The organism is Bartonella sp. AA86SXKL (assembly GCF_042196885.1).
In genome coordinates, this window is record NZ_JBHIRE010000001.1 from 245,055 (window position 1) to 264,143 (window position 19,089).

General features: G+C 36.0%; 15 protein-coding genes and 1 tRNA gene. 10 read left to right on the forward strand and 6 right to left on the reverse strand.

The window, feature by feature from the left end; all coding sequences use genetic code 11:
• Positions 1-30: 30 nt before the first annotated feature.
• Entirely contained in the window at positions 31-780 is a 750-nt protein-coding gene (locus ACFIO5_RS00915) for a L,D-transpeptidase family protein (protein ID WP_375617418.1), read from the forward strand.
• 886 nt (positions 781-1,666) lie between these two features.
• Here the strand turns inward: ACFIO5_RS00915 and ACFIO5_RS00920 are convergent.
• The 3 genes from ACFIO5_RS00920 to ACFIO5_RS00930 all read right to left on the reverse strand — a co-directional run bounded on the left by ACFIO5_RS00920 (position 1,667) and on the right by ACFIO5_RS00930 (position 5,731).
• Positions 1,667-2,728: a CobW family GTP-binding protein gene (locus tag ACFIO5_RS00920; RefSeq protein ID WP_375633924.1), complete on the reverse strand. Its 1,062-nt coding sequence runs from the start codon at positions 2,726-2,728 to the stop codon at positions 1,667-1,669.
• A gap of 406 nt (positions 2,729-3,134) precedes the next feature.
• Positions 3,135-4,232: a D-alanyl-D-alanine carboxypeptidase family protein gene (locus ACFIO5_RS00925; RefSeq protein ID WP_375642807.1), complete on the reverse strand. Its 1,098-nt coding sequence runs from the start codon at positions 4,230-4,232 to the stop codon at positions 3,135-3,137.
• Between the two features lie 692 nt (positions 4,233-4,924).
• Positions 4,925-5,731 carry a lysophospholipid acyltransferase family protein gene (locus tag ACFIO5_RS00930; protein ID WP_273790137.1) on the reverse strand — a complete coding sequence of 269 codons (807 nt, stop codon included), beginning with the start codon at positions 5,729-5,731 and terminating at the stop codon, positions 4,925-4,927.
• Between the two features lie 129 nt (positions 5,732-5,860).
• Between ACFIO5_RS00930 and thiD the strand changes: the two genes are divergently transcribed.
• Entirely contained in the window at positions 5,861-6,715 is an 855-nt protein-coding gene (gene thiD / locus ACFIO5_RS00935) for a bifunctional hydroxymethylpyrimidine kinase/phosphomethylpyrimidine kinase (RefSeq protein ID WP_375617415.1), read from the forward strand.
• Positions 6,716-8,613: 1,898 nt separating this feature from the next.
• Here thiD and ACFIO5_RS00940 read toward each other — a convergent pair.
• Complete coding sequence (locus tag ACFIO5_RS00940) at positions 8,614-9,090, reverse strand: GNAT family N-acetyltransferase (RefSeq protein ID WP_375633918.1); 477 nt, start codon at positions 9,088-9,090, stop codon at positions 8,614-8,616.
• A 181-nt stretch (positions 9,091-9,271) separates the two neighbouring features.
• On the opposite strand from ACFIO5_RS00940, the gene ACFIO5_RS00945 reads away from it, so the two are divergent.
• Positions 9,272-9,394: a hypothetical protein gene (locus tag ACFIO5_RS00945; protein ID WP_375633916.1), complete on the forward strand. Its 123-nt coding sequence runs from the start codon at positions 9,272-9,274 to the stop codon at positions 9,392-9,394.
• A 306-nt stretch (positions 9,395-9,700) separates the two neighbouring features.
• On the opposite strand, the gene ACFIO5_RS00950 is transcribed toward ACFIO5_RS00945, so the two are convergent.
• Positions 9,701-9,775 (reverse strand) — tRNA-Gly (locus ACFIO5_RS00950).
• Positions 9,776-9,961: 186 nt separating this feature from the next.
• On the opposite strand from ACFIO5_RS00950, the gene ACFIO5_RS00955 reads away from it, so the two are divergent.
• From ACFIO5_RS00955 to ACFIO5_RS00985, 7 genes are all read left to right on the forward strand, one after another.
• Entirely contained in the window at positions 9,962-10,939 is a 978-nt protein-coding gene (locus ACFIO5_RS00955; RefSeq protein ID WP_375633609.1) for an ABC transporter substrate-binding protein, read from the forward strand.
• A 62-nt stretch (positions 10,940-11,001) separates the two neighbouring features.
• A complete protein-coding gene (locus ACFIO5_RS00960) occupies positions 11,002-11,898 on the forward strand; it encodes an ABC transporter permease (RefSeq protein ID WP_375634319.1) in 897 nt (298 codons plus the stop codon).
• Complete coding sequence (locus ACFIO5_RS00965; protein ID WP_375618340.1) at positions 11,891-12,685, forward strand: ABC transporter ATP-binding protein; 795 nt, start codon at positions 11,891-11,893, stop codon at positions 12,683-12,685. The genes ACFIO5_RS00960 and ACFIO5_RS00965 overlap by 8 nt, the downstream gene beginning before the upstream one ends.
• A gap of 4 nt (positions 12,686-12,689) precedes the next feature.
• The gene (gene holA, locus ACFIO5_RS00970; protein WP_375633607.1) at positions 12,690-13,730 is read left to right on the forward strand and encodes a DNA polymerase III subunit delta; all 1,041 of its coding nucleotides are present in this window, start codon (positions 12,690-12,692) and stop codon (positions 13,728-13,730) included.
• Between the two features lie 1,956 nt (positions 13,731-15,686).
• Positions 15,687-16,616 carry a prephenate/arogenate dehydrogenase family protein gene (locus tag ACFIO5_RS00975; RefSeq protein ID WP_375634321.1) on the forward strand — a complete coding sequence of 310 codons (930 nt, stop codon included), beginning with the start codon at positions 15,687-15,689 and terminating at the stop codon, positions 16,614-16,616.
• A 409-nt stretch (positions 16,617-17,025) separates the two neighbouring features.
• Positions 17,026-17,880 (forward strand): YihY/virulence factor BrkB family protein, encoded by an 855-nt coding sequence (locus tag ACFIO5_RS00980; protein ID WP_375633605.1) that lies wholly within the window; start codon positions 17,026-17,028, stop codon positions 17,878-17,880.
• A gap of 30 nt (positions 17,881-17,910) precedes the next feature.
• The gene (locus tag ACFIO5_RS00985) at positions 17,911-18,387 is read left to right on the forward strand and encodes a YaiI/YqxD family protein (RefSeq protein WP_375634323.1); all 477 of its coding nucleotides are present in this window, start codon (positions 17,911-17,913) and stop codon (positions 18,385-18,387) included.
• Between the two features lie 2 nt (positions 18,388-18,389).
• Here the strand turns inward: ACFIO5_RS00985 and ACFIO5_RS00990 are convergent, their stop codons facing one another.
• A complete protein-coding gene (locus ACFIO5_RS00990) occupies positions 18,390-19,085 on the reverse strand; it encodes a TlpA disulfide reductase family protein (protein ID WP_375634325.1) in 696 nt (231 codons plus the stop codon).
• Positions 19,086-19,089: the final 4 nt, after the last annotated feature.

A 19,089-nucleotide genomic window follows, 5' to 3' on the forward strand; every position in this document is an offset into this window, starting at 1 on the left:
GTGAGGGGTGTTGGATTGGAGTTTTATTCGATGACATTTAGCAGATTCCTCGCTGTGTGTGTGTTGTTTGTAATGGGACTATTGACAGCATGTGAAGGAAGATTACCAGCCTCTATTCGCGCTAAAGTTGAGCAGCCGTTGCCGCAAGAAATCAAAAATAGAATGGTTCTGTATGATATAGATCCCTATGCACCGATTATGATGCGGTTTTTTAAGGAAGAAAATCTTGCTGAAGTTTGGAAGCAATCTCGTTCAGGACCTTTTATCTTGGTTGCTCGCTATGGCATTTGCAAATGGTCTGGTAAGCTTGGACCTAAATATAAAGAAGGGGATCTTCAGACACCAGAGGGTTTTTATACTATTAGCGCAAACCAAATGAATCCTTATTCAAAATATTATCTCTCTTTTAATATAGGATTTCCTAACCTTTATGATCAGGAAAATGGTCGCACAGGAAGCAATCTTATGGTTCATGGTTCTTGCTTTTCCGCAGGTTGTTATTCTATGAGTGATAAGAACATGGCTCAGATTTATGCGTTTGCACGGGATGCTTTTAAAGGAGGACAAAGAGAGTTTCAGTTGCAGGCTTTTCCTTTCCGCATGACCGAGGATAATATGTCACGTCATAGCAAGAATCCTCATTATCAATTCTGGATTATGCTTAAGAAAGGTTATGATTTTTTTGAAAAAAATCGTCAACCTCCAACTGTTGAGGTTTATGGAAAACGTTACGTTTTTAATCGCGATATTGATACAAATTCAGTTTCTCTAATGCAGTGAGTGGTATTGTATCCTACTGCACCGTAAACACTATCACTTAATAATGGTGATACAGGATATGCAAAAACTTTGCACATAAGATGTTTAAGTGAGTGGTCAATATTTTAAAGTGCAGAGTTTTTTCATAGAGCTTTATGTAAGTAAATCATATGAAGTGGGAAGCCAAGAGGAATTTTCTCAAAGAAGTTGGATTGTTTGCACATCGTTACTGGTATCAATCTTCGTTTTTAGTGAAGAGTAAGTTAATATAAAATGTACCTCTCTTTTTATTTCTTTCAAAGAGTTTTATTCTTTTATGCTGTGAAATATTGTCTTGTCGTGCTGTTATATAAGATACATTCACATATTTTAAAATGCGATATTGCCTCTGTCTAATTTTGGTTTTTTTCTTAACAGGGATTTTGATTTCAATTAGCTTGAATAAATATAGAGTTGAGCAGAATATTTTAGAACCAAGAATTTGGCCAATCGGTCTGTGAAATGAATCACATGAAATGGTTTGCAGATGAAGCGCATTTAGAGAGAAAACAATCTATTTGCAGATTGATGGGTATTAAATTTTGTATCATAACAATTTGATTTATAATGATAATTTAGTTTTTAAGTCAAATTAGAACCCTGAATACCGTAAGCTTCTCTCATTTCAAAGCCGTTCCATGTTGAATAAATTAAAACCATTTGCTTGCACGTTACAAGCGGGGATAGCCGCGTGGGTGAAACTGTGCAAGAAAGACTAAAATGCTTTTTACAAACCGTCTCAAGTACCAAGAGCTGTTTCAACATTGGGAATTAGCAAAGTGTGTAATGGTGCCGGTTTGCTCCTTTAAAAGCATAAAGATGGTGGTGCTAATGAATTTAATGTTATATCATTGAAGGGGAGAAAAAATTAAAATTTTATTCCTGGAATGACCAGGGGATTTTCTAAGAGAGCTGTTTTGTCTGCAGTATCTATTGCTGGTTTATTAAAAAAAGCATTGAGGAGCTTTTGTATTGCGTCTTTTTCAACACCATCGGCAATGATGACGAAACGTGTTTGTTTTATTCCTTTTGGCCATGCTGGCAATCTTATGGGAGGATGAAAAAATGTTTGTACGCCATGTAATACAAGTGGGCGATAAGGGTCATCACGTAATGCGATAATTGCTTTAATACGTAATAATTTTGTACCATAACGCTCTTGTAGGAGATCTAAAAAAGCCTCAATTGTGGCGTAATCAACAGGACCCTCACAGTTTAGTGAAAAGGTACGAATGGTTTTATGGGGGCTATGATCATGTGGGGTAGTCGTAAGATTTTGTTTAAGTTTTGTATTTTCTACTTTTTCATCCCATAATGTGTTATTTATTAATAGATTTGAACAGAAATCTTTAGAATGGGCGTCAATGATTTGTGCTGTAGGATTCATTGTTTTAAGTGTGCTAAGGAGTGCATCTGAAAGCGTTTGTGGGTCTCTAAGATCTGTTTTGGTGAGAATGATTTTATCAGCAAATATTAATTGTTTATATATTTCAGGATAGCGCTCACATATGGAAAGTGGGCTTAATGTATCAAATGTTGCAAGAACAGCATTTATGGACAATGTTTGAATAAACAATGGGTGGCTTAAAAGTATTTGTAAAATAGGGGCGGGATCAGCCATCCCTGTGGTTTCAATGATAATATGATGGAGTTGTTTGATCTGTCCTGTCTGAACGCGATTTATTAAATCAATTAATGTGTCGATGAGATCACTGCGTAAATTGCAGCATAAGCAACCATTGGCAAGCTCAATAATTCCTTCTGTTGTTTTTTCAACCAGAAGGTGGTCAATACTGATTTCGCCGAATTCATTGATGATAACAGCACATTCTGTTAGAAGAGGGTCTTGTAGCATACGGTTGAGCAAAGTTGTTTTGCCAGAGCCTAAAAAACCCGTAATAAGCGTGAGAGGGATGCGCTTTATTTTCATGTTAATCATCAATCATAGTTTTGTTTTTAAAAAATATATCTCAGTATGTCTAACCAATTTATAATGATGTCCGTGAGGGATGTAATGGTTAATCCCTCATGAGATCCATTGTACCACTATCTTTACGCTTATAAAGGTAGGTGCACGTGGGTATATTATACACTTTTTAGCGTCAATGTTATGATAATTCTTGGTTCTTGAAAGGACTTATAGGAAGGATTTTTATTCCTTGTTTTAATTATTTTATCTACATGTTCATCCACCTTGTGGCGCGCAAGAGACTGGTTTTATTGATTCAACAAATACAGATTTGAAATGAGAGAATCTTACAATACTTGTGGTTTTGACATAAGGTACAAAATAATTAATTATCATTATAAATCAAAGTATTATAATTAATTGTAGATTATGATTTATGGCTTTTTATAGAATGGTTTGCGTGCCTTTTATACGGAATATAGGGTTTTCTTAGTGGTTTTACTGTCATTTTAGGTGTTTGTGGCGTACGAATGAGGTGTACTGATAAAGGATGAGAAAAAGAAGGTGGAGCAGTGATAAAAGGTGAGGTGAGAATAATATTTCCTTGATCATCATATGATTTTGCATGCATTTTTATGGCTTCAGGTGTGCATGTTTGTTGTCTCATATTGTTGGCTTTTGTTATGTTGCTCCCATAAGGTTTTAATGTTGCTAGTGTTAATTGGGGGTTTCCTTGGTGCAAAAATCCTATTTCAAGAAGTTGTGCAGCTTTTTCTTCTCTTTCACTTATGTTGTTAGCACCTAGAATGACAGCAATAATTGTACGTTTATTGCGGGTGGCTGAGGCAACAAGATTAAAACCAGAGGCACAAATAAAGCCTGTTTTCATACCGTCTATCCCATAAAAACGGCCAATGAGGTTGTTTGAGTTATGTTGGATTTTTCGATTATTACCAAAATCAATGGCTGGAATAGAAAAATAATGAGCATATTGTGGAAATTCTCTACGTATTTGAACGGCTAAAAGAGCAATATCGCGTGCCGTGGAATAGTTTTGAGGATCTGGTAAACCACTTGCGTTCGCAAAATGGGTGCCAAACATGCCTAAACGTTTAGCTTCGCTATTCATTTTATGTACAAAATCTTTCTGTGAACCCGCAACAGCTTCACTCATGGCAATGGCTAAATCATTGGTAGATTTAACCATGGTGATACTTAAGGCTGTATCAAGTGTGAGTACAGAACCAGCTTTATAGCCTGAACGATATGAGGGAGCTTTTGCGGCGTATTCGCTGATGGTGATATGTTTGTTTGGTGAAACTTCTCCTCGGCTCATGGCACGAAAAATAACATAAGCGGTCATTAATTTTGTCAAGGAAGCAGGATACCAACGCTCAAAAGCTTGATTATGTTTTAAGATACGCCTCGTTGTAACATCAACAGAAATAAAAGGCTGCGCTAAAGCAACAGCGCTGGATAAACTCAAAATCACAGAAAAAAATAAATTATAGAAGAGACGTTGCATTAATTTAAATCTAGTTCCCTCTTATTCGTTATTTAGAATTGTTTTAATGTAGCACACAAAGCTTTTAAGTCTAGGATAGGGAGGAAAGATGGTTAATTGCTGTATCCGTTGTGTCTGTGGGATAAAAACCAACACTCATTTTTATTTTCCCCTTGAATTTGGTTTGATGACTTAAGTATCTCAAGAAATACTTTTTAAATAATGAAGATTGTACAAGATTTCATGTTCTTGGAGGGATTGAATTTCTCAGAAAGGAATGAATCTGTATAATCATGCATTTTTCTTGCTCTCCTGTTAGGATAGCCCTTGGCACTTGAGACGGTTCGTAAAAAGCATTTTAATCTTTTCTTGTATCGTTTTATTCACACAGATATCCCCGCTTGTAATGTGTAAGAAAATGATTCTAATTGATTCAACCTAGAATAGATTTGAAATGAGAGAATCTTACGGTATTCAGGGTTCTCATTCAAGTTGAATAACGCTAAAACATCCTTATAAGTCAATGAGATGTATGTTATTTAAATGATTTTAAAGAGAGGAAGAATTCTTTTTCAAAAAAATTTACACATTGATTATTTCTTATCATGTACATGTGTTTTATAATTTTGAATTAGAAAGTTTGAAGTATCTTTCTTATATTTTTGTTCCCTATACTCCGCTCAATATACAAAGTTATGCATTATTCTTATCAATTAGTGCATTGTTTCATGATGATTTAGTTTTTGAAGTTTCTGAACAGCGTATGGTGGCATAGGAGGAGGGGTAGGATCTTGAGCTGCTAAGAGAAGCAGTTCATCACACGCTTTTTCAGTTTTTTGGACAAGTTGATCTAGAAAATCACGTTTGCTTAAACCCGCTTCTATCGGGGGAAGAATACGGACACGAATTGTTCCGGGATAGCGGCGAAAATTATTGCGTGGCCAATATAAACCCGCATTGTGTGCAATAGGGACAACTTGAAGTCCTAATTCATTATAGAGCGCGACAATTCCTGACTTATAATCTGGTTCTTGACCGGGTTGTCGGCGTGTTCCTTCGGGAAAAATCAAGATTTGGCGCCCTTGTTTTACTTTCTCTTTTGCTTTTTGTATAATCATTTTTAAAGCTTTGATGGGTGTTGTGCGGTTAATGGGGATAATTTGCGTTTTTGCCATATACCAGCCAAACAATGGAATCCACATCAATTCACGTTTTAAAATGAGAGTGGGATCATCAAAATAAGGAACAAGACTGAAAGTTTCCCAAGCTGATTGATGCTTTGGAGCAATGATATAGGGGCCTTTGGGAAGATTTTCTAAACCTTCAATCTCATAACTTGTGCCTGCGATGTATTTTTGCAAAAAGAGTGTAACGCGTGCCCATGTTTTAGGGACAATCCATGCCTTTTTGCGGGGCATTAAAAAATAAACGGGAGCGTAAAGAATCATTTGTATGAAAGTTGTTGTATAAAAAGCGAACGTAAAAAGAATAGAACGAAGGATAAGCACTACATTTTCCATTTTATATCTATAAGAAGACTTCATATATAATATAATTCACATGAGAAAACATCTTCTTTATGTTTTCTCAAGCATCTATTTTTTCGGTAACTCATTTTCCGATATTTAAAAACAGAAGGAAAGAGGTTAATGGAATTACAAAAAGATAAACTTTTTATTCCACGGATTTTATCTATTGCGGGAACAGATCCTTCTGGTGGCGCTGGAATGCAGGCGGATTTGAAGGTTTTTTCAGCTATGAAAACTTATGGTATGAGTGTGGTTACAGCTGTTGTTGCACAAAATACTCAGGGTGTGCGTTCTTTTCAGGCATTAGATGCTTCTTTTGTTGCAGATCAAATTGATTCTGTTTTTGAGGATATCCATGTTGATGCCGTTAAAATTGGTATGGTTGCAAATGCTCAGATTGCACAGGTTATTGCAGAACGTCTTGCTTATCATAAAGTGCGTTTCATTGTTTTTGATCCGGTTATGGTTGCAAAAAGTGGTGATGTTCTTTTAAAGTCTGATGCAATTGAAATTATGCGTGATGTTCTTGTGCCGATGTCAACTTTGATCACGCCAAATTTGCCTGAAGCTGCACTGTTATTGGGGGGTGAAGTGCAATGGTCTTTAGAGACTATGTATCAATATGCTCCACGACTCTTGGCGCTAGGGTGTCATGCAGTTTTGTTAAAAGGGGGACATTTGAATACGCTTACCAAAAATAGCACAGAAAATTACGATTGTTCTAGTCCAGACCTTTATTGTGATTGTGAAAACCTTTTTATACTTGAAGCTTCTCGTCTTTCAACTACTCATGATCATGGGACAGGGTGTACCATTTCTGCTGCCATTGCAGCTCTGTTACCTACTCAACCTTTGGATTGCGCTGTTAAACAAGCAAAAGATTATTTGCATGGCGCTTTAACTGCTTCAGATGCTTTAAAAGTAGGGAAAGGGCGAGGGCCGCTTCATCATTTTTATGCATTATGGAAAGATTAATACAACGATTGATTGTGAAAAATCTTCACTCTATGAATTTGTTTCGTCATTATATGATGTTTTGGACTTATGACTGATAAGTGTTAGCGCATTGTAGCTTAACAGTTATTTTGTATTAAGAAGGATAAGAAAAAATGTTATAATTTGCTTCTTTTATATATTTTTTACGATTAATCTATCCTGTTTCAGAGGCAATTTTGAGTATAAAAAAGAGAGCAAGGAATTGTAAAATCAGGATTTGATAGCAAAAAGAGTAGAGGGAAAGACCTTTTACAAGGCGATATTAAAGCTGGCGGATCCTGCTATATTCGCTGTTTCTTATATTGGTGGCAAAACAGGGTGAGCCAAAATCGTCATCAAAATTATTATATATCTAACATTTACATAGTTTTTGTCAGCATGGATAGGGTTTTCTAAATAGAAATTGATACTTCCTGATGGAATTATTAATGATCTTTCAGGTGATGTGGTAAATTTTTTTCGGATATTACAACGTCATTATCCTTTTTTATGGAACTGCTTTATAGAATTATTGGCGTTTCAGATGAGTAGCTATGAGGAGTTTCAACATTTAATACAGCAAGATCTAGAAACTTTTACGAATTTAGAGCGGATTTTAAGGTTTTTATATTTATAGTGATTCAGTTTTAGCGAGAAGGTAGTCGATTGCACAATCGGAGTTTCAATAGACCTGTAGCGTATGGTTTAATCTTTTCAAAATTGAATTTTTATTCTGTTGTTTAGCTGATGTTACCATTAAACATTTAAAATGGTCTGATTTTATTGTGCACTATGACGGTTTCAATACTTTATGTTACCTTATCTTGATTTGAAGTTATGTTCCTCATGTAAAATAGAATGCACTTAATATTGTTAATTCACATGTCTATTTTAAAGAGATTTCTCTCAAAGTGTGTCACATCCATTTTATAATAACGTTCGTGAATGGTCTAAAGCCTTTATGAAGTGTATAAAGCTATTATGCTTCCCATTTTTACGTTTTCAAGGTGAAAGGGGTACCTCCCTATACTATTTTAGCTCCCAATGTTGCGATAATCTTTGGTATTTCAGAGCGTTCAGAAGAAGAGTTTTTATTCCTTTCTTCAAGTGAATTTTATTGATGCCTCAATTTTTCCTGTTATGCGTGAGTAGATGATTGTGAGTGATTTTAATGTATAGAGATTTGAAATGAGATAATCCTATGATATTTGAGACGCTTGCTCAATATGAATAATGATAAATTATCTTTATAAATCAAGTTATTAATTTATTTTTGTGTTGAAGATTATTCTGGATAAGAATTTGTTCAAGAAAGAGGATTATCAAATGATGTGCCAGAAATCCCAAAAACTTAATTTACTCTAAATAATAGGTGAAAACAGTTTATTTCGTTTGAAAATAATTACAATTAGCGTGAGGGATTTTTCATCATCAACTGTGACATAGAAAAAGAAACAATACACATAAAGGACCTTTAAATGATCTTTGAAAGATTTTTTAAGCTCCTTTGGTTATTTTATAAAGCGAAAATTTTTTCTATTAATTAACTAACAGACTAACCATCTAACAAATTATGATGCAACTGTCGTTTTAAATGTTTGCTTTCGAGCTCTTCATAAATATCAGTAACAGACAGTAGATTATCGATCATATAAAAAAATTACATTTGTTCAACTTAGATTTGTGATAGATATATTTATTTAAGACAAAGTAAAAAATAAGAAAATTTGAGTGAGCCATTTGAAACAATTATGTTTATAAAACTGATTTTAGCTTTTCACTATCAGTATTAAAGGCGATTGGCCAAGCTTTCTTGGTTATATCGATTGCTTGATCATATTTGAGTTCTGCTGAAAATAATAAATTCTTTTAATTGATGAGCAAAAAAGAATTCAGAGCTAAACCACTATGTGTTTATTGGAATAAATTTTAAATTCACCAAAGTTTGTAAAGCCCAATTTTTTATAAATGCTAATTCCCTCGTGAGAGGCTTGCATACCAATAACATGATATCTCTTTCTTTTTAAATGCTCAATAGCAATTTTTGTCATGAATGTCCCAATACCTTTTTTCTGAAAATCTGGCTTGGTGACAATATCATACAATCCACCAATCCCATCCGCTTTAATACAAAAACATATTGCTATAGGATTGTTATTTATATAACCAACGAACATCTCTACATCAGAGTCTTTTTTATAACAACGCCCTATTGTTTCATAAAATATAACTGCTTCTTCATTAAAAGGCTCGAAGACTGATGCCATAACATTTCCATAATCTCTAAAATCTTGAAGTGATTCAACTTCCTTGATTTTGAAGCTATCTGGCATAGAAGTAACATGTGAGTCTATATCTTGCGCTAAAGCTGCCATTCCTACCTCTGTTTCAACATGCTCTAAGCCAATAGATAAGAGAACTTCATCAACTTTATAATGAGATGAATGAGGTCCAACCCACTAAACTAAAGGTAGTTTCTGCGCATTAAAGGAAGCGATTATAGATTTTGCCTGCTCTACAGGTATAGTTTCTTGTAAATTTTTAGAAGAGATAATATTGAATGTATCTGAAGCGAATGTTGAATTAATAGAAGACACGCCATTTGAAAAATCAACAACCTTCATTTTAGGGCACAATTTTGGTAAAAAACGTACTTTTGAACAAAAATTATTCATCTAATGATAAGTCAATTTTTGATTTGTTTAACATTTGTTTTTCTTGTCATTGCTCATCATTTCTAATTAATCTTTTATACGGGGGCTGTAAAAAATCCGTCTAAGTTAAAAATTATTATCTTAAATCTAAGCCCCCAATCCAATAGATGCTTCATAAGAAATTACGAATCTTAGAAAAACTTTGAAAAAAAATAAATTGATACAAGATCGAGTGGAAAAATATACAAAACCTGCTGGCAAGCTACATACAGCTACAACAACCGATGACAAGCTATAACTCCACACAAGAACGAATAAATACAAAATTCAATGGAGCGGGCGATGGGATTCGAACCCACGACCCCAACCTTGGCAAGGTTGTGCTCTACCCCTGAGCTACACCCGCTTACCGATTCGATATATGTCTTGTCTGTATGGCGTAGGCTTCTACGAATTGCAACAAAAAAATATCATTTTAGTTTGATTTATTTTGTCCATGTTTAAATAAAATGAAATAAAGATTGATTTTAGAAAATTCTTCAGTAATAGATTATTCTTTTTTTAATTTTTGCATGGAGAGGGGTGGAATATAATGTTGAAGAGAATAAATATATTAGGGATTATCATTGCAACTGTTTTTATGATGAACAGTGTTGCAAAGGCAGATGACCAAGTTAAACGCGTTAAAGTTGCAATAACGCAAATTATGGTCCATCCTGCTGCGGATGCCGTTCGTAAAGGTGTGGAAGATGTTCTTACAGAAAATGGTTATAAGCAAGGTGAAAATTTTCAACTTACCTTTTTATCAGCGCAGGGTAATATTTCAACAGCAACGCAAATTGCACGTAAATTTGTTGGTGATAAACCCGATGTTATTGTAGCAATTACCACGCCTTCAGCACAAACGATGCTTGCGGCAACAAAAACAATTCCTATCGTTTTTGCGGCGATTTCTGATCCTATCGGAGCTAAAATCGTTTCTTCGCTTACCAAACCTGGCGGTAATATGACGGGGAGTTCTGATCGTATAGATGTTGCAGAAAGTGTTAAACTTTTACAAGAAGTAAAACCAGATTTGAAAAAAATTGGTTATCTCTATAATGCTTCTGAAGCAAATTCTGTTTCAACACTTAAGGTGTTAAAAGATGCGGCAAAAAAAGTTGGAATTGAAATCATTCCTTCATCAGCACCAAAACCTTCAGATGTTCAGGCGGCAACACGGGCTTTAATAGGTAAGGTAGATATCATTTTTATTCCCGCTGATAATACGGTTCTTTCTGTTTTAGAGGGGGCAGTAAAGGTCTCACAGGAAGCAAATGTTCCTGTATTTACTGTTGATGCTAATTCTATTGGACGCGGTCCCTTTATGACGCAAGGTGTGAATTTCTATGATGTAGGGGTTGATGCTGGGAAGTTGGTTGTGCGTATTCTAAAGGGTGAAAAGCCTGGTGATATTGATGTTGTGCAGGCGGCTAATAATGACATTCGAATTGATATGAAAGCAGCAAAAAAAGCGGGGATTGTTATTCCGCAGGCAGTTATTGATCGTGCAACAAAAGTGATTCAATGACTTTCATTGATAGGATGTTGATACAATAAAATACGTTAAGTTTTCATGGGGATTGTCTTTACATGAATATATTTGCGTTTTCTGGCGCTGTAGAATTAGGTCTTATTTATGCGTTTGTGGCTATAGGGGTTTATCTCTCTTTTCGCGTTTTGGACTTTCCTGATTTAACAGTTGATGGCTCATTTCTTCTTGGGTCTTGTGTCTGTGGCGTCTTGATTCTTTTAGGTTTTAATGCATGGACAGCTATGGCATGTGCTTTTTGTGCAGGCATGGTAGCTGGTTTATTAACCGCTCTGTTGAGTTTGCATTTTGGTATTTTGAATCTTTTAGCTTCTATTTTAACAATGTCGGCACTTTATACGGTTAATCTTCGTATTATGGGAATTATGGGAGGGTCTAATGTTAATTTAGCTCTTGCTGATACGGCGTTAACGCCCTTTTATAATCTGTTTGGTTTGTCTGATATTTTTGTGCGTCCTCTTTTCGTTGGTATTGTGTTGCTCGTTATGGCGTTTTTGATTTGGCGCTTTTTGGAAAGTGAGATTGGTCTTGCTATGCGTGCAATGGGCGCTAATCCACGCATGGCGACGGCGCAAGGTGTTCATACATCAGCATTGATATATTTTGGAATGGGGCTTTCCAATGCGTGTGTGGCACTTGGTGGTTCTCTTTATATTCAAACTGCGATTGCAACAGATATTACCGGTGGAATTGGAACAATTGTTTTTGGATTGGCAGCCGTGATTATTGGTGAAACTCTCTTTCGTACGCGCAATATTTTTTGGATTATAATCAGCTGTATTGTAGGGTCTGTACTTTATCGTGTGGCGGTGCAATTTGCATTTGAAGCAAATGGCATTGGTATTGATACGTCGACAGATCTTCAGTTGATTACTTCGTTGTTGGTTGTTTTAACCCTTATTGTGCCACGCTATTGGAGGAGGCATAAACGTGATTGAATTTTTTCATGTTGGGGTCACATTTAAACCGCAAACACCTTTGGAAAAACAGGCTTTAATTGATATTAACCTGAAAATTGATCAGGGTAGTTTTGTTACGGTTATTGGTTCAAATGGTGCTGGTAAATCAACTTTGCTCAGTGTTTTAGCGGGTGCAACGCTTCCCTCAACGGGGAAAGTGGTTATCAATGGACAAAATGTTTCTAGGCAATCAGTCAGTGAACGCGCTGGAAAGATTGCTTGTGTTTTTCAAGATTCTTTAGAGGGAAGTTGTGGTTCTTTAACAATTGAAGAAAATTTGGCTCTTGCTGCTCTTCGAGGAAGTCGTCGTGGTTTGCGTGCGGCTTTAAATCATGAGAAACGGCAATTTTTTCGAGAGAAAATTGCTCAATTAGGCATTGGTCTTGAAGCATATATTCATAATCCTATGGATAGTTTGTCAGGTGGGCAACGCCAAGCAGTTTGTCTTGTGATGGCAACATTAGCACATGCGGATGTTTTATTGCTTGATGAACATACCTCAGCGCTTGATCCTGGAATGGCTGATTTTGTGATGCGGTTGACTGAAAAAATCGTTGAAGAGAAAAAATTAACGACTATCATGGTGACTCATTCTATGCGTCAGGCTCTTGATTATGGCGATCGTACCTTGATGTTGCATGGTGGAAAAGTGATTTTGGATGTCTGTCATGAAGAGCGTAAGGGCTTGGATGTAAATGATTTAATTGGCATGTTTCAGAAAGTTCGCGGGGAAGTTCTTGATGATGATGAACTGTTAATGGATTAATAGTGTGGCTCAGAAAAAAGCACATGAAGTTGATCAGTTTCTAATGCGCTTTTCACGTGCTTTTCCTATTGTTCTCATTTATGGGCCAGATCGTGGTCTTATTTGTGAGCGTGCACAATGTTTTGCAAAACTTACACGGGTAGCAATAGAAGATCCATTTTCGACAATTCGTTTGGATGCTGCTGAAATTGATAAAGATCCTGCACGTTTAGAAAATGAAGCGCGTACGTTATCGCTTTTTGGGGGAGATCGTTTGATATGGATCTCTAATGCTGCTAACCAAAAAGGTTTTCTTGCTGCCTTAAAGCTTTTAATTGAGAAACCACCAGAAGCTTGTTTTATTCTCATTGAGGCAGGGGATTTAAAAAAAGGAACAGGGTTGCGCAATGCTGTTGAAACAGCATCAAAAGCGATGGCTTTGCCCTGTTTTGCCGATGATATGCGTTCTCTTGACGGTTTGATTGATGAGGTTTTAGGACAGTTTAAGAAGACTCTTTCTTTAGATGCACGTAGATGGTTGCATGAATGTTTAGGGGCGGATCGCCTTGTATCACGAGGTGAATTAGAAAAGCTTTGTCTTTATGCTGCAAATGTTCGTATTACTCTTGAAGATGTGAAAGCTGTTGTAAGCGATGTCAGTGCTCTTTCTCAAGATGAAGTCATTGATGCTCTTTTATTGGGCGATATATCAGGCTTTGAAGCGCATTTTAACCGACATGCAGCAGTGCAGGGGGCACTTTTTTTAATTTTGAGTACAGCTCAAAGGCATTTTCAGCAATTACAGCTATTGCGTTATCAGGTAGAGGTTGAAGGAAATTCACCTTTTACGGTGGTTTCTCAGGCACGTCCTCCCATTTTTTTTCAACGGAAAAAGATCGTTGAACAAGCTTTAAAATATTGGAAGTTAGAACAAATTTCTTATGCAATGGAAAGAATTCAGAGTGCTGTTTTAGACAGTCGTAAAAATCCACTTTTGGGCGAAGCTATCATTCGTCAAGTTTTGTTAGGGCTTACAATTATTGCACGACGCCAGATGGCAGCTTAACAGCCTAGAAATATAATGATTTTTTATTTTTGGTATACCACAGAGGTATTTTCAGTAATTAAAACTGTTATGCTATCAAGTAGAGGTTGAGGGAACTTGTATTTTTGAGGATGTATTTTAGGAGCTTGAAAGCTTGATAGAAATTTTTCTTCAAAAGAAATAGTTTATTTTCAAAAGGCCATTTTGAAACAGTTTTATTATTTTGTTGTGTCGTAAAATACTGTTTTTTAGGGTAGTGATACGAGGCCCATATCAAATTTTATGTGTTCGATGTTTTTTTGTGTGGGTATTTGGTGAATATTAGGTTGGTTCATAGAGTCTTAATGGAGTAACACCCCCGTGTAAAAAAGAGTATCTCAAACAACAGAAGACACTTGTATGGTAGATTCATACGCTTTCTTAGAAATATTTTTCAATGCGCGTCATATCTATTTTGCGGCGGTGTTTATGAATGGTGTAGAAGTAAAGTTCCTTGTGAAGAATATAAAACCCATAGAGCAACTCTATCTTTATGCTTAATAAAAGTGCAAGTCGACACTCATTATATACTTTGCTAGCCTCTAATGTTGCTACAGTTTTTAGCATTAGAAAGCGTTTTTCATCATTTTTGCTCACATGTCTTCTTGTGATGTGTAGACAAGAGATTTTAATTGATAAGAGGGTTTGTGATGGAAGAATTTTACAGTATTCGAAGTTATGATTCAAATTGAAAAAAGTATTATTTTTATAAATCAATGTATTATAGATTAATTGAATCACATAAAATAGTGAGCCAGAGGAATCTTTTAGACAAGAAAATGAATTATTTGCAGATTGGTATGAATTAAGAATCTTCGTGGGATGAGGAGAAAGTCAAAATAGATTATGATGAAAATGACAACACCTATGGGGAAACTTTTATGTTTGATATAGAGATGATTATCTTAGCAATGAATGTGTCTCATAAACAGAGCTAGCCATTGTTTATTATTAATAATTTATTATTTTTCATATTGAATCAATCAGAACAATGTCTTTTGCACGTCATAAGTGGGGGCGTGTGGATAAAAATTGTGCAAGAAAGCACTAAAATGCCTCTTATGAATGCTCTCAAATTCCAAGGTTTTTTGCAACATTGGGGGTAGGAAAATATAATGATAGTGTTTTATTAAGTGTGAAGAGGGTCGTGCTTAATAGATTTATAGTTATAACATTTACGAACACTGTCGTGAGATAGGCTAGAGAGCGAGATGCCTTTTTAAAACAAACGCATGAATTTGTAATCCAAATCTATTCTATTTAGGGCGTTCTGTTTTACGTGAGGGGTGTGATTCCATTAAAGGGATATTCGGTGTTTTTATTATCAAACTTTTTCTTTATTGAGAGGTCGTGTTTTTCTCATATTTATTTGATTTATGGTATCCGGAATCTGGAGAGGAAAATGTTTTTAATGGTATCTTTTGGTATGCGTTGTTTTACGGTGTTTTCAATATTCGCGAAACTTATGTTGTTGTTGTAGGTGGAGGCTTAATACGTTTTTATATAGGTCTGATGTACAAATTAATGAACGTATCGGGATAATTGGAGAAGAGCTAGTGTCTGCTTACGCTTTTGATGTGTTTTTTTGTGAGTAAAATTAGTAAGATAAAGTAAACTGATGGGATTTTATGTAGAGTCGTTGTTATCCTCATTGAGAGTGCATTTTATTTTGTTTCGGTGATGCGCTTTGATCAGTAATTAAGAGGGAGTTTTAGAGCGTGATGTTAGATTTCTCGTCATTTATTTTTTATGTGTTTTCTAGGTAAAGTGATCTGTTGTCAGCTTGCGCAGGTGATAATTGGTAAACTGCGTTATTCTTTATTCCCTAGTTGTCATTTTTTAATGTTTTACGCATAACTCTTGAACAAACAAACAAGAAAATTGTGATTTTACAATTAGTCTTTATTGCCATTTGCAAAGAATCTTTGAAGGTGAAAGATGCTCCATATTCAGTTTGAAAAAATAGCACTCATTGGGATCGGTCTGATTGGGTCTTCTTTAGCAAGAGTGATTAAAAAGAAAAATCTTGCGGCTCAGATTTCTATTGCAACACGTCGTCCAGAAACCCTGAAAAGAGCGCGTGAATTGGAGCTTGGGGACTTTTATACGACAGATAATACAAAAGCTGTTGAAGGAGCAGATTTGGTTATTCTTTCTGTTCCTGTTGGGGCTAGTGCAGAAGTGGCAAAAACCATTCGTGATCATTTAAAACTTGGAGCGATTGTGAGTGATGTTGGTTCTACGAAAGCGTTGGTTATTGCGGAAATGGCACCTTTATTGCCAAAAACGGTTCATTTTATTCCAGGGCATCCAATTGCTGGAACGGAATATTCAGGACCGGATGCTGGTTTTGCTGATTTATTTATGAATCGTTGGTGTATTTTAACGCCTTTTGCGGATAGCGATGCTGCTGCTGTCGCACAATTAACAGCGTTTTGGGAAGCTTGTGGTGCGCGTGTCGAAAAGATGGAACCTAAGCATCATGATCTTGTTTTGGCTATTGTTTCACATTTACCCCATTTGATTGCGTATAATACTGTTGGGACAGCGAGTGATTTAGAAAAAGTAACAAATTCGGAAGTAATTGCTTATTCCGCTTCCGGTTTTCGTGATTTTACGCGTTTAGCATCTTCTGATCCCGTTATGTGGCGAGATATTTGTTTGCATAATAAGGATGCTATTTTAGAAATGTTGAGCCGTTTTAGTGAGGGGCTTGCTTTTTTAGAACGGGCAATTCATTTAGGAGATGGTGAGACACTGTTTAACTTTTTTACACGTACGCGTGCTGTACGTCGCAATATTATTGATGCTGGACAGGAAATTGATGCTCCTGATTTTGGACGTCAGAGTGTTTCTAAAAAAGGGTGAATAAAAGCAAGGGGTTTTTGTTGAATTTCGTTGGTTTTTTCTAGAAATCGATAAGAAGTTTTTTCTTTATTCAGTCATAGATTGCAATAAAAAAGAGTGACGATTGCTCCGATACAGATAACCATGACTTTAAAAGGTTTTATGTGTGCACGATCATCTTGCTTAGCTCTCTATAGGGCATATAATGTACAGAAGAGGTTACTGATCTGTAGAAGTAACAAAAAATGAGGTTGTTGTAGAACTTCATAGAGTGGGTTATTGTTTTTGTTTTGGTATAAAGTCGGGCTTGACCGTATTGATTATTGACCGTTATATTGCAACATTGCAAAATGTTTATTTGCAGAGCTTTGATGATTTTTATAAAACTTGAAATAGACTGAGGAAGAGTTTTACCAGAAAGTATTGAGTTTTGTTAAAAAATATCTTTTGGTATAGCTATCGTATTTTGGGTGACGCAGTAAGTCATTATTGGCGTGATAATGGGAGTGCTTTTGCAAGCCATGTTGCGCTATCGGGGCTTTTAGCATTTTTCCCTTTTTTTATTTTTGGAACATCGTTTGCTCGTTTTCTAGGTGCTTTTACCTATACACCGCAAAAAATTAAAGCACTGGTGCAGTTATTGCCTGATGTTATCGCAGAGCCTTTATCTCAGGAAATTGTCAATGTTTTAACCATTCATCGAGGAGGTGTGTTGACGCTTTCTGTCATTGGAGCGGCTTATTTTGCTTCTAATGGGATAGAGGCTTTGCGTACGGCTTTAAATAAAGCTTACCGTGTTACTGATCGACGGAGTTTGTTGTTTTGTCGTTTTCAAAGTCTGTTTTTTGTAATCCTTGGAGCTGTTGGTCTTGTTGTGATTAGCTTTTTATTGATTCTGGCGCCTTTGTTGATCAAAATTATGCAAAATCATTCTTTTTTTATGACTGAATATATTGCTGCTATTCGTGTATGGCGTTATACAGTTGCAATCATTATTTTGTTTATCAGTCTTTTGATTGTTCATAAATGGCTTCCAGCAGGGCGGCGGAAATTTATAGATATTTTACCAGGAATAGTGGTGACAATGTTTATATGGTTTATGGCTTCTATCGCTTTTGCGCAATATTTAACGATGTTTGATTATATTTCTACCTATGCAGGGTTGGCATCTATTATGGTTGCTATTATTTTTCTCTACATATTGAGTGCAATTTTTATTTTGGGAGGAGAAATAAACGCGGCGATAATGTTTTATCGCAAGGATTTGCAACATTCAGATGAATGAAAGAGTTTATTATTACTTGAAAGCCAAGGTATGAGTATCCCAATAAAGCCTGCTATCACTTTGTTGATTGATGCAGATGCTTGTCCCGTAAAAGATGAAGTTTATCGTGTGATGAATCGTTATCAGCTTAAGACATTTGTTGTGGCAAATCGTTCTTTGTCCCTTCCAGATGAAGCACTCATTGAAAGAGTGGTCGTTGCTGGTGAATTCAATGGTGCTGATGATTGGATCGTAGAACATGTGCATGAGGCAAGTATCGTTATTACCAGTGATATTCCTTTAGCAGCGCGGGTTGTGCAAGCTGGGGGTTTTTGTCTTTCGCCAACGGGGCGTATTTTTGATGTAAATTCAATTGGTCAGGCTTTGGCGATGCGCAATTTGATGGAAGATTTGCGTGGACAGGGTAGTATAATAGGTGGTCCCCGTCCTTTTTCTCGTAAAGACCGTTCTGCTTTTTTGTCAGCACTGGATATTGTTATACAACGTTTAAAAAGACGCGGTTATTAAAGTTATAGGGCTTCTTTAATGATTGCTTTTATAAGTGCTTTGGCATCGTCATTGGCCCATGGAGCTGCACCATTGAAAGAAGCAATGAGATATCCTTCTTTATCAATGAGCAATGTAATGGGGAGTCCTAAAGCGAGCCCCTGTTTTCTAACATTGTTGAAAATATCCATTGTTTCATCGCGATAGTAAAGCAAATTGTCTGAATGAAGATTCTGTAAAAATTGCTGAATTTTTTCAGGAGAAGCAGTTTTATCGATATTAATAGCTATGACATCAAAGTTTTCTCCACCTAATTCACGTTTTAATTGCGCAAGTTCAGGCATTTCTGTGCGGCAAGGTGCACACCAAATAGCCCATAGATTGACCAGCATTGGTTTTCCGGTAAATTCGCTGAGTGTGCGCTCTTTTCCTTGAATATCCTTGAAAGAGAGTTTGTTCATATCTGAGAGCGTATCAGCAAATCGTATGTGGCTAAAAAAGCCTTTTGCTGCTTTTCGTATCGCCATCATTTTTTCTGCTCGTGCTTTATTAATGTTTATTTCTTGTGCTTGTGCTGCTGAAATGAAATTGAAAAGAAAAAACTCTCTTTTGGTATCGTAGTTTATGGTTGCGTATAAACTCAGTGCAATGATAAAGAATGCAAGGGAGAGTTGCCTTTTTTTATTGTTTTTTTCGCTGATGAAAATTTGAAAAATCATAATT

What these genes read in the sequence shown, in the direction of transcription:
- ACFIO5_RS00915 (WP_375617418.1), top strand. Translation starts at nt 31, where the DNA reads ATGACATTTAGCAGATTCCTCGCTGTGTGTGTGTTGTTTGTAATGGGA.
- ACFIO5_RS00920 (WP_375633924.1), bottom strand. Translation starts at nt 2,728, where the DNA reads ATGAAAATAAAGCGCATCCCTCTCACGCTTATTACGGGTTTTTTAGGC.
- ACFIO5_RS00925 (WP_375642807.1), bottom strand. Translation starts at nt 4,232, where the DNA reads ATGCAACGTCTCTTCTATAATTTATTTTTTTCTGTGATTTTGAGTTTA.
- ACFIO5_RS00930 (WP_273790137.1), bottom strand. Translation starts at nt 5,731, where the DNA reads ATGGAAAATGTAGTGCTTATCCTTCGTTCTATTCTTTTTACGTTCGCT.
- thiD (WP_375617415.1), top strand. Translation starts at nt 5,861, where the DNA reads ATGGAATTACAAAAAGATAAACTTTTTATTCCACGGATTTTATCTATT.
- ACFIO5_RS00940 (WP_375633918.1), bottom strand. Translation starts at nt 9,090, where the DNA reads ATGGCAGCTTTAGCGCAAGATATAGACTCACATGTTACTTCTATGCCA.
- ACFIO5_RS00955 (WP_375633609.1), top strand. Translation starts at nt 9,962, where the DNA reads ATGTTGAAGAGAATAAATATATTAGGGATTATCATTGCAACTGTTTTT.
- ACFIO5_RS00960 (WP_375634319.1), top strand. Translation starts at nt 11,002, where the DNA reads ATGAATATATTTGCGTTTTCTGGCGCTGTAGAATTAGGTCTTATTTAT.
- ACFIO5_RS00975 (WP_375634321.1), top strand. Translation starts at nt 15,687, where the DNA reads ATGCTCCATATTCAGTTTGAAAAAATAGCACTCATTGGGATCGGTCTG.
- ACFIO5_RS00985 (WP_375634323.1), top strand. Translation starts at nt 17,911, where the DNA reads ATGAGTATCCCAATAAAGCCTGCTATCACTTTGTTGATTGATGCAGAT.
- ACFIO5_RS00990 (WP_375634325.1), bottom strand. Translation starts at nt 19,085, where the DNA reads ATGATTTTTCAAATTTTCATCAGCGAAAAAAACAATAAAAAAAGGCAA.